The organism is Blastomonas sp. CCH1-A6 (assembly GCF_001556365.1).
In the GTDB taxonomy this organism is placed as follows: Bacteria; Pseudomonadota; Alphaproteobacteria; order Sphingomonadales; family Sphingomonadaceae; genus Blastomonas; species Blastomonas ursincola.
Genome location: NZ_LSIS01000328.1, coordinates 1 through 15,201, shown reverse-complemented (window position 1 = coordinate 15,201; position 15,201 = coordinate 1). Strand labels below are relative to the sequence as shown.

Here is a 15,201-nt window from a genome sequence, read left to right as displayed (position 1 = left end):
ACGGCGTCGGCGACCTCATGCCTTGGATCGACGTGACCTGAAAACATCGCTTACGCCTCATCGACCAAGCAGGCGGTCAGGCAGCACTGCGTCGCGACCGACCGCGATGCCGATGCCGCAGGTGGAAGAGAAGGCCACGACGTTGCGAAAGCGGCTCAAACATTTCGTCCGGCCCTTCCGGATCGAGCAGTTCGGTGTCGGCCAGCCATTCTCGCGCCGCGGTGAGGTCGGGAACCTCATATTCGCGTAGGCAGCGTCCCGGCGTCTGCAGCGCAGCGATGGTCGCGATCAGCGAGCCGGTTTCCGCCATCTTGCGTGCCACCACCTCGCGTGTAGCGCCGAGATGCTCTGCCAGAAGCCCGTTACGAATGCCCGCGATCACCCGCTCGACGCCCGCTTCCGGCGTATTGGCCGCGTCGATGGTCACGTCGCACTCGCTGTCAAGGCGCAGCGAGCGGTTGTTGAAGTTCGATGATCCCACCCTCAGCACTACATCATCGATGATCGTGACCTTGCCATGAACATAGATCGGCACCCCATTGGCGGTGAAGGGATGATAAAGCCGTAAGCGCCCATACAAGTCGCGCTTCTGCAGCTCTGCCACGAGTCTGGCGCGCGCCGTGTCCATTGCAATCGGCTCCAGCCAACCGTTCGCGGTCGTCGGATTGACGATAACGATTTCCGGGCCATCGGCCTCGTTGAGACGCATCGCGATCGCTTCGGCGACGCGCCGGGAGGCGAAATACTGGCTTTCGGCATAGATGAACCGCCGCGCACCGGCGATAAGCGCGATATAGAGCGTTTCGATCTCGTGGACGGACTCTTGGTCATCCATCTTGGGCAGCGTCCGCGAGATGCCGACGGTCACGTCAGTGAAATCAGCTTGGAGGCCGTCAGGCCAACAATCCGCTCCATCGGACACTGGCGCGATCGGGCGTCCGCCGGCGGCGTTCCATCGCTCTCGACAAGCGTCGCCAAGAGCGGTCGCGACCGGTCCTTCGAGCGCCATCGCCGCATCATGCCACGGCCCATGCGGTGTGCCGTCCGGTCGGACGCGGCGCGGTTCCTCGTCCCGATGGTCTCTTGTATCCCAACGTTCGCGGGTCATGTCGATGCCACCGCAAAAGGCCATGCAGTCGTCGATTACCACGATCTTCTGATGATGGGATCCGGCGAACGGATGGTGGCGGTCGAGCTTGAGGTGGATCTGCGGGTCGCGCATCCAGCGTAGGATCGTAAGCAGGGTGCGGCCATGCAATAGCGTCTTGAGCGCCCCGGTATCCCACCGGAGAATGTGGATTTCAAGCAATGGGCTGCGCTTGACCAGCCAGCTGATGAACGCACCGAGGGTTTGCGGGCCCTCGTCAAGACCATCTCCAGCAAAAGGGATACGGGCATCAAAGTCCCAGCCGACAAGTACGATGACCCGTTTCGCCTTGAGCATCGCCGATCGCGCGGCCCTGAAATAATCATCGGCGTCAATGATGACCGTGGCACGGCTTGCCTTGGCGGCGCGCCAGAAGGCGCGACGTAAGGCTATGCGACTCATTGGCGTGGCACCCTCAGCGTTCATGGCGACGCTTCCAAGTCACTACGCGCCACCCGTACAGAGGAACGAGCCCAACACGACTGACCGTAGTGTGAGGCTTTCCTCCTCCTTTTCTCGATCCCAGCCACTCGGAAGAGTGAGTTTATTCTCTGACATAATAAGCCCTTAAGACAGCTAACAATTACTATTGCGACCGCGTCGGCCGTCTCTCGACCACGCAAGTCGGTGTTTTGGGGCTTGCCGAGCCGGCTTGGGCGTCAGGTCGAGCGACTCCTCGGGAAGCCGCGCCGATATCGACCGGTTCTTCGAGCCGGGCCCCTGGGGTGCGGCACGGTACATGATCGTAGACCGGAGTGCTAACGGCAGGCTTTGGCAGGAACGGAAGCGTGCACGCCGCTAGCCCGCCGGCAAATACGACGAGCATAAAACAGTTCTCAATACGCATGGCTTGTTACCTCCTAGTTGATGAAATCCTCGATCACACGCGTGTCCTGAAAAGGCGGTGGCGCACACGAGGCTCGTGTTGCTAATGATGCTTTGTATAAGTGTAATTTATACTAATAAAAAGCGATGCTATTTGCGGTTTAACCGGGTTGCGACAAAAGAACGCTATCTGGAACGCCGACCTGTTCCAATGAAGAGTCTGCATCCAGTTCCATCAGTGGTTTGATATGACCATCTCGAATGTCGTAAATCCAGCCATGCAACCAAAGTGGTTGACCGTATTTCCATGCGCTTGCAACTATATCGGTTCTGGCCAAGTTGATCAGCTGATCTCTGACGTTCATTTCGACGAGTCTGTTAAGCTTCGCATCTTCACTATCCAAGGCCGCGAGCTCGTCTTTGTGATTGAGCACAACGCTACTCGCATGTTCGAGCCACTGCCCTAGTGGACCAGTAGCTCCTCCTTCGAATGCCCCCTTGATGCCACCACACCCATAATGACCGCACACAATGATGTGCGGAACCTTGAGCACTTCGACTGCATATTGCAGGGCCGCCATCAGGTTGAGATCGCTTGGATTGACAAGGTTGGCGACGTTGCGGTGAATGAACATACCTCCCGGAGGAGTCATGGTCATCTGTTCGGGGCTGACCCGGCTGTCCGAGCAACCGATCCACAAGAACGCTGGCTTCTGGCCGTCGGATTGTCGCGTGAAAAAGTCTGCGCGCTCGTCGATAAGTTCTTGCGACCAAGCCCGGTTGGCGACAAGAAGCTGCCTATACTCTCTCATGTGAACCTCACTCCAACTACGGGGGCGTTAATCAAAGGAGATGTCCGTTCGGCAAGATCGCCGCGAACAACAACATCTATCGATTTGAATTGAGAAGCTTTTATAAAGGAGTTGATAATTTCGACGTTATCAAGATCAACATAGTTCGTTGCAGACAAATCAATCAAGAGTCTACAATTTTCGGGAACGCGGTTCAGTTGCTTCTCGAGTTCATATTTGTGAATAAAATACAGGTTTCGCCGAGCGCGGATGAGACAATCATTGCCCTCGCATGCAAACGTAACCGCAGTTCGAAAATTACGAGCAATTACGAAAACGAACCCAATCACAAGGCCGATCAGGACGCCTTCGAGCAGATTGGTGAACATGATCGCGATCACGGTTACTGCGAACGGGATGAACTGGGTCCAGCCTTGTCGGTAACGGTCCAAAAAAAGCTGGGGAGTGCAAAGCTTGTAGCCGGTAGCGATCAGCACCGCCGCGAGTGCCGCTAGCGGGATGAGGTTGAGCACAATAGGGATCAGCGCGACCGACAACAGCAGCCATAGCCCATGCAACATCGTCGATGCCTTGCTCTGTGCGCCCGCACCGACGTTGGCCGAGGAACGCACGATGACCGAGGTCACCGGCAGTCCTCCCAGCAGCCCCGACACGATGTTGCCGCCACCCTGGGCCATCAGTTCCAGGTTCTTGTCAGTGGTGCGTCGTTGCGGGTCGAGTTCGTCGATGGCCTTGATGCTGAGCATCGACTCCAGGCTGGCGACGATGGCAATCGTAGCTGCTGCGATCCAAACGCCGCTACTCCCGATATCGGAAAAATCGGGAAGGGAGAAAAGTTGGGTAAATTCGGCCGGGCTTTTGGAGACTGGCACCTGAACAAGATGCTCCGTGCCAATCTTCCAGGAAGGTAGGATCACCCCGAGCAGCGCATTACCTATGACGCCTATCAGAACCGCAACCAAGGGGCCTGGCAAGAAACTGAACGGCCCCTGCTTGGGTTTCGCGCTGTCCCACCAGAATAAGAAGGCAAGTCCCGCGAGACTGATGATCAGCGCCCCCGCCTCGAATTTGCGGCTCAGGAACACGAACAGGTTTGTGAACGTGTTCCCGTTTCCCGAGGCGAACTCAAAGCTACCCTCAGCCTCGACCTCGTAACCGATCGCGAACGGAATTTGTTTGAGAACAAGAATGAGCCCGATTGATGCCAACATACCTGAGATCACCGAGGAGGGAATGAACTCACCTAAAATACCTGCGCGGGCTGCAGAGAGCGCAAGCTGTATCAAACCCGCCAAAACAACTACCGACAAGAAAACTTGATAGCTAGGTAGCGAATTAATCGTGTCGAGTACAATCACCGTAAGACCTGCGGCAGGACCGCTGACGGACAGCGGAGACCTTGACAGGCCGCCGACTACAATGCCGCCGACAATACCTGCTATCAGGCCAGAGAATAGGGGTGCTCCTGACGCAAGGGCGACGCCTAGACAGAGCGGGAGCGCGACGAGCGAAACGACGATGGATGCGGACATATCCGTGCGCAACGATGCAAGAGAGTATCTCGAAGAGGACACAAGGGTCTCCATAACTGTAAGTAGAACTAGGTGACAGCGAGCGAAGCTGGTTGCCGATTTTCGCAAATCGACAGCGGTTCGCCGCGACAATCGAGATTAAGCGCCAATGGCGTCGCGAAGCCACCCGCTAAGGTAACCATGCTCCACGTACACGCAGCCTCGATTGTTTCCGCAGGTTACAGTTTTGGGGGTCTCAATGTCTGGGCGGGGGTCACGCCTTCGCTGATCCGCCGCCCAAGTGTCGAATAAGCGTGCTCTAGCTTCAATTGCGAGATTATCGCCTTGAAAGGCAAGATCAGGTGATCGCCGTGGCATTCAATATGCGCATGTGGGAGCCGACCGGTAGCGTCTCCGGGTAACTCGTCGCTCGCAGGCTTGCTCACGCTCGCCATCGACAGCGCTAAGCTGGACGCGGCGACAAGGCTCATATTCCCGCTTTCGGGACTTACATGGAAAGCCGAAGTCAACCCCAAAAGCGATGCAAACAGCACGCCGATAACAAAGGGAAACAGGCGGCTCATGACGCTTGTCCTTAGCGATCCCACACATTCAAGACAACTACCTTTCGTCTCCCTCTTTGAATGTGCGCTCGTTAAATCGGCCACGATCCTCAGCAGCATCCGTGTCAGGATTATTCCATCACAGCGAGCAGCGCTTCCGCAACGCCGTGGCGGTCAGCGCCGATCGCCGGCCCGGTTACCTCGTAGCCATCACATACGCGGCAGTAGTGTAGCAATCCTCGGTTGAGGGCGTCGCGATGCGTTGCCGTATCCTGCGCCGGACGTCGGTGTTCCACGCCTGTCGCCAGAAGGACAGCGCGAGCGGTAAAAGTGATACCCACACCGCGTGCCTCGAAGGCGTATATCTCGCTTTCTAGCTCTTCGATGAGACCCGTGACAATAGTCCCGCCGAAACGCTCGGCCTGCTCCCGCATCCGGCCTAGTAGATCCTCGCCGTTGATCCCCTCCGGAAATCCGGCATGGTTGTGCAAGAGCGGGATCCACTTTGTACGGCTGTGGCCTGCATCGATCACGATCACGCGGCGATGATAGCGGGAGAGGTAAATGGCTGCGGTGAGGCCAGCAGGTCCCCCGCCCACGATCAGAACGTCGCACTGCTCGGACATGGTCAACGATGTCATCCTTTCCGGGCCGCCCCACTGCGGTAAATGATATTGGGTCAACCCTGGCGCGACGGCCCCGGCGGATTGACAGGGATCGCCCGCTCTTCCCCTGGGCAGGCGCCGCAAATAAGATTGGCAGGCACGGCAACGTCAATACGCTTAGGATAGGGGAGATTGAGGTTGGTCATGATCTCGACGAACTCGTCTAGCGTCCTTCCGCCGCCGAGCCTGGGATTGCGCTCGCGTTCCTGAGCGACGGTGCTGACAAAGCGATGCTCGTAATCGTGCGCCGGATAAACGAGCGTTTCTTTCGGGAGCGAGAACAACTTTTCGTGAACCGAGCCGTAGAGCGCCGGGGCGTCGCCATTCTGAAAGTCCGTGCGTCCGCAACCGTCGATCAACAACGCATCGCCAGTGAAAACCTGCAGCGCGCCGGGATGCTCAAGAAGATAGGAATGATGGGCGTCGGTATGTCCCGGCGTGAACAGCGGCTGCAGAATGAGAGCTCCGACATGGAGCGGGTTGACCTCATTGACGAGGATGTCGGCGCAGGAAAGGCCATCTGTTTCCGGATAGGCGACTTTGCAGCCGGTCAGGCTTCGCAACCGGCACGCGCCGGTGACATGGTCGGCGTGGATGTGCGTCTCGAGAGTGAATTCGAGCTCCAGGCCTAATTCCGCCAGTACCGCGAGATCCCGTTCGACCGTTTCAAGTACGGGATCGATGAGCACGGCCCGTTTCGTATCGCCGCAGGCGACCAGATAGGTATACGTCGATGACTCCGGTTCGAACAGCTGTCGGAAGATCATCGTCCGGCCTGTTCCGTGCGAGGAGGGCCGGCTGCTCCGGCTCGAAGCGTCGCGGGAGGGAGGGGCTCCGGGTCGGCCGGCTCGGCTGCGCTTTGTCCCCTTGCCGCGGCAACTTCCCTGGCCTCGATCCGATCGAGATAAGCCTCGGCGAGCTGGTAATGGGCGGCCGTTGCTTCTGGCACGATCGACCGCTGCGCCATTTCCAGTTCCTCCTCCGCTCGCCGTTGGAGATAGCGCAGATCCTCACCGGGTCCGGGTTCGATCACTTGGTGCACAGTCATCACTCTACTGCAAAGAGCTGCGTGTATGGCAACCTTGAAGCTCGGCAGGAACGCCAGCGCGCTCCTTCAGGCTAGCGAGCTTCTCGCTCTCCACCACGCGGAGGTTAATGCCTGCCCGCCGAAGCGCCTCGGCATGTCCGTCGCAGCATTCACATCCGGGGTTTTTGTACATGACGCCGGGGGGCCTATCCGCAGCGGAAACCGTTCCGGGGGCCAACAGGAGAGCAGGTCCGACCGTCAATTTCATCAGTGTCTTCAGCATCTGTGCCACTCCATCTCTGGCTTTCGCCTTGACCTGCTCATCGACCATGGTGGCCTTCAATCCGCCGGCTGCGGGATCGTGCGCAGGTACGGTTTCACCGTCTTCCAACCTCCGGGGAATTTGTCCTTCGCCTGCTCATCGTCGAGCGAGGGGGCGATGATGCACTCCCCACCAGGATTCCAGTTCACCGGCGTCGCGACCGGGTGTTTCGCCGTCAGCTGGATGGAGTCGAGCAGCCGCAGGATTTCTGCTAGGTTACGACCTGAACTCATCGGATAAATGAGCATGGCTTTGATCTTCCTGTCCGGGCCGATGATATAGACCGTGCGCACGGTGGCATTGGTGGCGGCGGTGCGGCCCTCGGTCTCGGTCTCCTCAGCCGGCAGCATGTTGTAGAGCTTCGAAACCTTGAGGTCATGATCCCCAATCATCGGGAAATTCACGTCCTGGCCGCTGACATCCTTGATGTCCTGCATCCAGCCCTGGTGATCGCCGACCTTGTCGACGCTGAGGCCGATCAGCTTCGTGCCCCGTTTGTCGAACTCGGGCTTCAGGCGGGCAAACTCGCCCAACTCGGTCGTGCAGACTGGCGTGAAATCCTTCGGGTGCGAGAAAAGCACCGCCCAACTTTCGCCGAGCCAGTCATGGAAATGAAGCGAACCCTCTGTGGTGTCCGCCTCGAAATCCGGAGCGATGTCGCCAAGCTTCAAACTCATTATTCTTCTCCTGTATCGATCTGCGCCCTCGGTCGGTGTCTGCCGAGACAGATAGGGTCTATAGTAGCTATAGGTTCAAGGGCTTGGTTCGACGAGGTGACACAGCGCTGCGATGCGCCGACATGCCCGTGCATCTCCACTTGGCGCGCATTTGCAATTCAGAGACCAGCGCCTTGCCTCATCTGACATAAGTGTCGAGCTCCGATGCGATCTGATCGGGCGTTGCATCGCGGGCGAAAAAGGTGATCGGATCGCCCTTTGGACCCATCAGGTATATCAACGCGCTGTGGTCCATGAGGTAGCCGCTGGCTCCGCCCAATTGTTGGCGGCTGGCATAGGCCGCGAAGCGCCGGAGCGTATCAGCAATCGCAGCGGGCAGGCCGGTGAGACCGATTAGCCGCGGATGGAAGTTACCTACGAACTGCTTCAAAACCTCGGGCGTGTCACGCTCCGGATCGATGGTCACCATGATCGGCTGGATGCGTGCCGCGCGCGCTGGATCGCGCTGCTCGAACAGCCGCAGAGCCTTGCTCATCTTCTGGACATCGGTGGGGCAGATGTCGGGCAGAAGGTGAAGCCTAAATACTTGAGCCGGTAGCGGCCTCGGAAGCTGTCGCTAGTTACCACCCGCCCTTCCTGATCGGTCAACCTGAATGGCCCGCCGACCACCTCTCTTTCAAGAGCGCCAATTGGGACCGGCAGGGGCCCCATCGGACTACAGCCAATCGTCAGAGCCGCCGCCGCGGCTAGGACAAGAACAAGCGCGAGGGCCGCAATGCCCAATGTCATTCGGCGGCTCATCGCCCGAACCCGTTGAACACGGCGCAGGTGATCGCGATCATCGGCGGCGGGCTTCCACTTCAGCGCGGATCAGCGCCTCAAGCTGCGGCAGCCCGAACTCGATCAATGGCGTGCCGTTGACGAAGTAGGTAGGCGTTCCCTTGACGCCGAGGGCTTGGCCGTCCGCGATATCCTGCTGCATGTTCGCCGTCACCGCAGGGGCGTTCAGCGCGGCCCTGGCGCGCTCGACGTTCAGCCCGGCCGCAGCTGCGGCTGACCACGCGCTCTCCATGTTGCCATCGTGCCATTGCGGCTGCTGGGCGAGCACGGCCTCAAGCACCGGAACATACATGTTCTGCGGGCGCGCCGCTTCGAGAATGCGCACAGCCTCTTCAGACCCCGGGTGGTTCGGTGCGTAGCGCACGACCAACCGCACCTCGTTCGGATAGCGTGCCATGATCTGCTTCACTTCGGGGTAGAAGGCGCGACAGGCTTCGCAGGACGGATCGAAGAACTCGACGATCGTAACCGGCGCGTTGCGGGGGCCAATCACAGGGGAATGGTCGCGCACGAGCGTTTCGCTCGGCAGGCCCTGAGCCTTCAGGCCCGAGGTTGCGGCGGAAGCACCGGGCGCGGTGGCATTCCCCGCAACCACATTCGAGGCCCCGACGTTCCCGACGGAGCCATCGAAGAGAAAGATGCCAGCCACGAAGGCCGCTGCGCCAAGGGTGAGAGTCATCGGGACCAGAACCTTCCTGTTCATAAGTTAGCGCTCCTGCGAGAGAGGATAAGGAGGACAGCGACGGCGGTGAAAGCACCGAGCGAGACGAGAGGGAGAGGCACAGCCCCGAAAATGACCATATGGGCGCTCGAGCACGAGGGACCGGCGCCACATGGCCGGACCGGTTCCGCGATCAGTCCCAGATAAAGCAGGCTATGATACAGCGCGATGGCCCATCCGAGACCCGCTAGTGGAAGCGCATAACGCCACACCCGCATGTCCGAAACATGAACCGCGACCGCCAGCACGATCGCCAGCGGAAACATGAAGGCGCGCTGAAACCAGCAAAGCACGCAAGGTTCCTGACCCATCACCTCCCCGACGAACAACGCGCCCAGGCTTGCGAGCAGTGCGCCGACCCAGGCGGCCGCGAGCATCAGCCAGGCGTTTCGATCCGCGCGATGACCAGAAGTCACAATGCGCTCCGATCAGTCCAAGGGCACCGCGGTTTGCGGGCGTCCCGACCTGAATTGCGGCCAAGCCTCGCCAAGCACGCGGATCGCCGAACGGAAGAAGAGCAAGGCGATGATGCTTCCGACGACGATGTCCGGCCAGCTGGCGCGGAACGCATAGACGCCGGTCGCCGCTACGAGCACCCCGGCGTTCGCGATGACATCGTTGCGCGAACATTCGAACGTGCTCGACATGTTCACGTCGCGATTTCGGAAGCGGTAGAGAAGCGCGAGGCAGGTCAGATTGGCGACAAGCGCGATCAGAGCGGTAGATCGGGCAAGAATGCCGGCGGTAAATTCGGCGAAGAACATGGCGAGGTTGATCGCAAGCACGATCTGCAGGATCCGCTTCACGTCGGCATGCGCTCCAAGCGCGGCGATCTCCTGCTCCTTGGCGGAGCAGCAATCGTCTCCCGCGGCATGTCTGGAGGCATCAACTGCGGATTTTGTTACCGGCCGCTCGACTTCAGGACGTGCTCCACTGCCGGAGCAGCAATCGCCTTGTGCGCCTAGCGAGAGAGCGAACGAAGAAGGGGCGATTGGCGCCGGCTCCCCAGCCGTGTCCGGAGTGGGCTGGCTTTGGTGATCAGCGACACCAGGGCAGCATTCCTTCATCGGCGTTCCAATCTGATTGGCAGCAAGCTAAAATCCTCTATAGGATCTACAGTGGCTATAGGTTCAAGAGGAATATGCGCGACAGTTTTTCCATCGGCGAACTCGGGCGCCAGACTGGCTGCCGTGTCGTGACGATCCGTTATTATGAGGGCATCGGCATGTTGCCTGAGCCAGCACGAACGGCCGGCGGGCACCGCGTCTACGGACATGCGCATCTTGACCGACTGGCGTTCATTCGAAAGGGGCGCGAGCTCGGCTTCTCCCTGGATTCCATTCGCAACCTTTTAATGCTTTCCGAACGTCGGCAGGACGCTTCCTGCGCCGAAGTCCACAAAATCGCGATATCGCACCTGACCGAAGTGCGCGGCAAGATTACCGATCTAAAGGTGCTCGAGACGGTTCTGGTCGACGCACTTGAAGATTGCGGCCGGACGAGCGTCGAAGACTGTCGGGTGCTTGACGCACTGCGCGGAGGCGCTGGGGATCGGGGCTGATCCGTTCGCTTATTGGCGCGCTAGCCGACAATGTCGCGACTGTGGTGGGGCACTCAGCCGCTGCTCATTGGTGGTCGTCGTTGCGAAATTTAGCCGCGCCCTTGGGCCCATCGTCTCTTTGTACAGATAGTTCAGCTCGGCGCCGATCGCCACCACGATGTAGTCGAACTCCGGGCTCCCTTTCTCGGGGGCGATCCTGACCTTACAAGGGACCAACTGCGACGCTCTATGGCGGAAGCCTCGGCACGCCGCCCGGGCGGGGTCCATAAAACTCGAACATCTCGGCTGTTCGGTCGTCGAGCCTAATCAGCCACCCTCGGCCTATGTCACGCTGAAGGTCAGGATTTGAAGATGGCTGGCTTTCTTGCGCTCACTACACCGAGCACCGCAACCAGAGCACGATGACTCAGCGTTGCTGCTTTATTGCATGCATTGCTTCGCGAGGGTCAATATCGCGCTGGTCGGGCTGGTGGCCGTGACGGTCCTTGTCATCGCCGAAATAATTTTCGTCTGGCGCTGGCTCGACGTTATTCTTCACAACGTATGGCGGATTGCTGGCGGTAGAACTGGGTCTGGTCGGGGTTATGCTGCTGTGTACGGCGCGCAATTCAATGATAGCTCGTGGTCTGAGCCCCAACGTTCCTCCCGATACAATGGGCGAAACTTCTTGTGGTTGATCATGCTGCCCTCGCGTCCCAGCAGCCAATGCAGGCGGCGATAGCCAAACCGGCGACGCTCCGCCGCAAGGCCACGCATCCGTTCCCGGATCGCCCCATCATCGCCTCGCCGGCTGCGATACCGAACCATCGTCCGGTCCACGCCCAGCACATTACTCGCCCGCCGCTGGCTCACCTCGAATACCTGTTCGAGGTGAGCCACTGCTTCTCGCCTGGCAAATGGGACTACCTTTTTTACGGTGATCTCCTTAAGCATCGCGTTATCCAGCATTGCCTCCACCAGTAGCTTCTTCAGCTTGGCGATCTCGTCTTCTAACTGCTGCAGGCGCTTGGCCTTAGATACCTCCAAGCCTCCGACCTTGGCGTTCCACTTGTAGCGGGTCGCGCTGCTGACCCTGAGCCGCCGGCAGACATCCGCTGTTGGCACACCAGCCGCCTGCTCCTTCAATATCAGGATGAGCTGCTCTTCGCTGAACATGCTGCGTTTCATCCTGTCGACTCGTTCCTGAGGGCCGGATTTTACTCAAATCTGAAGGAAAATGTGGGGATCAGACCACGAGCATGATCGCGGGCGAGTTTACCTTTGAATTTCGTCGAGATGAATTTCACCCATAGCGTCAACGACCATTCACACGCAGACTTTGATGCCCTCCAACCCGCTGAAAACCTTGGCTCAACAGGAGGTTTCAAATTGACCCGTTTTTACCTCTGGCGAACGAGCGTTCGCACGAGAGACGTGCAATGGTAACGCTGCGTGTGCTCACCCGCGTCCTATTCTCGTGCTCACATGCGAAGCGACACGCCAAGACGCACCGTGCGCGGAACGCCCGGCAAAATGCCGCGCGAACGATCGACGATTGTCAATCGGTCGAAAACGTTGTACGCGCTTGCAAAAATCTCCCACTTGCCCTTAGGAGGGCCATAGCTGAGCGCGAGGTTTGCCGTGGTCCAGCCGGGTATGCGTCCGCGCTGGCCGTCGGGCGTCACGGGCAGCAGATTAACGTCATCGGCGAACATTGCAGATTGGCCAACGACCTCGATCTGGCCTGTAAAGCCCTGACGGGCAATGCCGACCGCTGCGCTCAACAGGACTCGAGGACTATAGGGAAGCCGGTTGCCCTCCACGTTACGGGCGATCCCACACGCCACAGGTCCGCTGCCTGTCGCCACCATCGTTCCCACCGCCCCGCCGTCAAGGCACGGTGCCGTGGCGATACGGGTCGATGCATAGCGCGCTGTCGGCACCCAGGTCGCAGCCATACGAGCAAAGAAATCAGTCTCGCTGGTCAGTCCCGCATCCGAACTCGACGCTTTTAACGAGAACTCGCCACCGCGATGCAACGTGCGGCCTGCCGACGTCAACGTGGCCCCGGTTCCCCCGGCGACAGATTGAGGCACAATCTGATTTTCAAAGTCCATCACGAAGAAGGTTGCGTCCGCGTACAGTCCACGAACCAGCGTCCCGCGCATGCCTAGTTCCCAGTTCCAGCTCAACTCTGCATCGAGATCGACAGAACCACCGGCGCTTGTGATGACATCTTCCACCCGCGGTGGCGCGAAACCGCGATGGACGCCGCCGTAAGCAATGATGCCATCGGCAAGATCGAATGTCGCCCCGATCCCCGGGATGATTTTTTGTAATTTGCTTGTGCCGGCGGTCTCGGCCGTCAGCCCACCCGACGGCCTACCACCGATCAGAACGTCGACTGGCAGGTTGCGGCGACGAAAATCGATTGCTTCAACCCTCGCGCCCGGGATGATCGCAAGCCTCCCGAACTCAAATGTGGACTGCACGAATCCCGACCATGCCGACGCATTGCGAAGCTGATTTTCGCGCAGGCCGCCATTGACGCTACTCCCAGCCACCCGGGATGCGGCCGCGTCGCCGTTGACCTGGCGACGGCGCTGTCGTTCGTCATGGTACCGGATGCCGATTTCGGTTTGTCCGCCAAAGCCAAGCCCCAACCCGTCGCGATGCCCCAGCGTGATTCGCGTTTCGACACCCCAGGTATCGTAGTTTCGAAGCCTTCCCTCGTTGCCGCACACGGTCAACAGGTTGGCCATGCCGCCACATAGCGGATCCGAAGCATCGGAGGGGCGCTGGGTGGAGTTCGAGGACTGTCGCCACCAGTCGCGGTCAAACCGTTGCCAATAAGCCACCGTCCGCAGGCTGATACCATTGGCGAGTATCCAGCCATGGGCCGCCGAAAGGCCATAGCGATCGGCAGAAAATGTGTCGCTGCCGCGCGGGAACGGGTTGCCGCGTGGCGCAGCCGCGAATTCTGCACGCGTGACCCCTGAATAGGTGATGTCCGACCGCTCACGGAACCAGCTTGCCTTCAAAACTAGCTGCTGATCTGACGACAAATCCCATTCGCCCTTGGCGAACAGGTCGGTGAACCGGAGCAACTGATTGTCCCTGCTCCCCGCAGCCTGACGATGATCAGCGGTGAGGAAGGCGCGTCCGCCCATTACCGGCCCACCGATCTGCGCGTCTGCGGCGAGTCCGTTTCGGTTGCCACCCTGCAACGACAGCTTGCCCTCAACCGTCTCCGGGGCTCGCGGTGTGATGTAGTTGATAACACCGCCAATGGTCTGCGGACCGAACCGCACCTGCGAAGCGCCCTTCAATACTTCGATGCGATCAAACCGGCTCAGCGGCGGATGATAATAACTGGCGTTGTCGCCATATGGTGCGAAAGCCAGTGGGATCCCGTCTTCGAGCAACAGAACCTTGGTAGACCGCGTCGGGTTCAATCCCCTGATCCCGATGTTGGGCCGCGCCCCCGTCCCCTCCTCGTCACGCGGAAAGACACCGGCCACTTGGCGCAACGCATCGTTTACCGTCAGGACGCGGCTCCGATCTAGATCCTCGCGCGTGACAATCGAACCTGAACCCGCGATTTCTAGCAGGCTCTCAGCGTTTCCGATCACAATGATTTGCGGTGTCTTACTGTCGGCGACATTGTCGACAGCGACATTTTGGGCGAGCACCGGAGACGAGATCGTCACAGCGATTGCAGCCATAGGCCCAACATTTATAAAACCAGGCAACGTAGGTCTCCGACATATCTAATAGTGGTTCTCATTAGCGATTAAACTGTCTTTTTAATATTAGCAAACTGTTTCGCCGGGATTGTGGGCCAAAGGCCCGTGAGTGCCCTCAGGTACCGCTTGGCTCTGCCCTGCGAGCCGGTCGCGCCGGCGGCCGACTTGACACCGGCCCCGCCCCAGACGTCGCGAGCAATGCTGCATGTCATTGCGGACCGAACGCCAGAGGCGGTACTGAGTACGCGCGAGGGCTCGGGATGAAAACCCGCCGAGAAGGCTTGCGGCAGGCCTGTCCGTTACTGCCTCATCGCGCCAAAGGAGGAGCCTAAGCGTTGGGTACCGCACGCTCACTCAATTCGCCAGATAGCCATGGCCAGTGCATCGCTGACCAGTCGCGCCGTGATCGCATCGCTCATCGACCAGCCGACCATGCGGCGTAATACCAGTGACGTGCTCCCCTGATTGTTTTCAGTCAGAGGTAGAGTCTCGCTCCTTCATGATGATTGTTTGATGGGATGGCAAACGTGTCTGGGGGCATGCCCCCAGGCATGTTTGTCGGCGATCTCGGCGGGCGTCTTCCCGCCTAGTTTCGAGTGTGGCCTGATGGTGTTGTAATCGTGCCGCCAAGCGGCCAGCATGTACCGAGCGTGGGCCAGCGAGGTGAACAGGGTCTCGTTCAGGCATTCGTCCCGCAGGCGGCCGTTGATGCTATCGACGAAGCTGTTCTGCATCGGCTTGCCCGGCACGATGTAGTGGCGCTCGACCCGCCGCTCCTGCGACCAGCGCAGTATGGCCGGCGGGG

At 59.4% G+C, this 15,201-nt stretch carries 12 protein-coding genes and 3 pseudogenes; 1 reads left to right on the top strand and 14 read right to left on the bottom strand.

The window, feature by feature from the left end:
• Nucleotides 1-76: 76 nt before the first annotated feature.
• From AX735_RS15965 to AX735_RS26425, 11 genes and pseudogenes are all read right to left on the bottom strand, one after another.
• Complete coding sequence (locus AX735_RS15965) at nucleotides 77-1,573, bottom strand: phospholipase D-like domain-containing protein (protein ID WP_082731346.1); 1,497 nt, start codon at nucleotides 1,571-1,573, stop codon at nucleotides 77-79.
• A 560-nt stretch (nucleotides 1,574-2,133) separates the two neighbouring features.
• Nucleotides 2,134-2,784 carry a carbonic anhydrase gene (locus tag AX735_RS15960; RefSeq protein ID WP_066112710.1) on the bottom strand — a complete coding sequence of 217 codons (651 nt, stop codon included), beginning with the start codon at nucleotides 2,782-2,784 and terminating at the stop codon, nucleotides 2,134-2,136.
• Nucleotides 2,781-4,316 (bottom strand): SulP family inorganic anion transporter, encoded by a 1,536-nt coding sequence (locus AX735_RS15955; RefSeq protein WP_208597964.1) that lies wholly within the window; start codon nucleotides 4,314-4,316, stop codon nucleotides 2,781-2,783. Before AX735_RS15955 ends, AX735_RS15960 begins: the two co-directional genes overlap by 4 nt.
• Nucleotides 4,317-4,534: 218 nt before the next feature.
• Entirely contained in the window at nucleotides 4,535-4,879 is a 345-nt protein-coding gene (locus tag AX735_RS15950; protein ID WP_066112712.1) for a hypothetical protein, read from the bottom strand.
• 110 nt (nucleotides 4,880-4,989) lie between these two features.
• A complete protein-coding gene (locus AX735_RS15945; protein WP_231727021.1) occupies nucleotides 4,990-5,484 on the bottom strand; it encodes an NAD(P)/FAD-dependent oxidoreductase in 495 nt (164 codons plus the stop codon).
• 53 nt (nucleotides 5,485-5,537) lie between these two features.
• A complete protein-coding gene (locus tag AX735_RS15940) occupies nucleotides 5,538-6,290 on the bottom strand; it encodes an MBL fold metallo-hydrolase (protein WP_060978765.1) in 753 nt (250 codons plus the stop codon).
• Nucleotides 6,291-6,889: 599 nt separating this feature from the next.
• Nucleotides 6,890-7,549: a peroxiredoxin gene (locus tag AX735_RS15925; RefSeq protein WP_060978767.1), complete on the bottom strand. Its 660-nt coding sequence runs from the start codon at nucleotides 7,547-7,549 to the stop codon at nucleotides 6,890-6,892.
• Between the two features lie 178 nt (nucleotides 7,550-7,727).
• Nucleotides 7,728-8,260 (bottom strand): annotated as a pseudogene (locus AX735_RS24460) (SCO family protein).
• 127 nt (nucleotides 8,261-8,387) lie between these two features.
• On the bottom strand, nucleotides 8,388-9,092 hold the full coding sequence (locus AX735_RS15915) for a DsbA family protein (protein WP_060978769.1): 705 nt from the start codon (nucleotides 9,090-9,092) through the stop codon (nucleotides 8,388-8,390).
• Complete coding sequence (locus tag AX735_RS15910; RefSeq protein WP_269454087.1) at nucleotides 9,089-9,526, bottom strand: disulfide bond formation protein B; 438 nt, start codon at nucleotides 9,524-9,526, stop codon at nucleotides 9,089-9,091. Before AX735_RS15910 ends, AX735_RS15915 begins: the two co-directional genes overlap by 4 nt.
• A gap of 12 nt (nucleotides 9,527-9,538) precedes the next feature.
• Nucleotides 9,539-10,177 (bottom strand): cation transporter, encoded by a 639-nt coding sequence (locus tag AX735_RS26425; RefSeq protein WP_208597966.1) that lies wholly within the window; start codon nucleotides 10,175-10,177, stop codon nucleotides 9,539-9,541.
• 74 nt (nucleotides 10,178-10,251) lie between these two features.
• Between AX735_RS26425 and AX735_RS15900 the strand changes: the two genes are divergently transcribed.
• A complete protein-coding gene (locus AX735_RS15900; RefSeq protein WP_060978772.1) occupies nucleotides 10,252-10,671 on the top strand; it encodes a MerR family transcriptional regulator in 420 nt (139 codons plus the stop codon).
• 636 nt (nucleotides 10,672-11,307) lie between these two features.
• On the opposite strand, the pseudogene AX735_RS24455 reads toward AX735_RS15900, so the two are convergent.
• The 3 genes and pseudogenes from AX735_RS24455 to AX735_RS15875 all read right to left on the bottom strand — a co-directional run.
• A pseudogene (locus AX735_RS24455) lies at nucleotides 11,308-11,838 on the bottom strand (transposase); the annotation flags it as partial.
• Between the two features lie 293 nt (nucleotides 11,839-12,131).
• Entirely contained in the window at nucleotides 12,132-14,375 is a 2,244-nt protein-coding gene (locus tag AX735_RS15880) for a TonB-dependent receptor family protein (RefSeq protein ID WP_060978118.1), read from the bottom strand.
• A gap of 496 nt (nucleotides 14,376-14,871) precedes the next feature.
• A pseudogene (locus tag AX735_RS15875) lies at nucleotides 14,872-15,201 on the bottom strand (integrase core domain-containing protein); the annotation flags it as partial.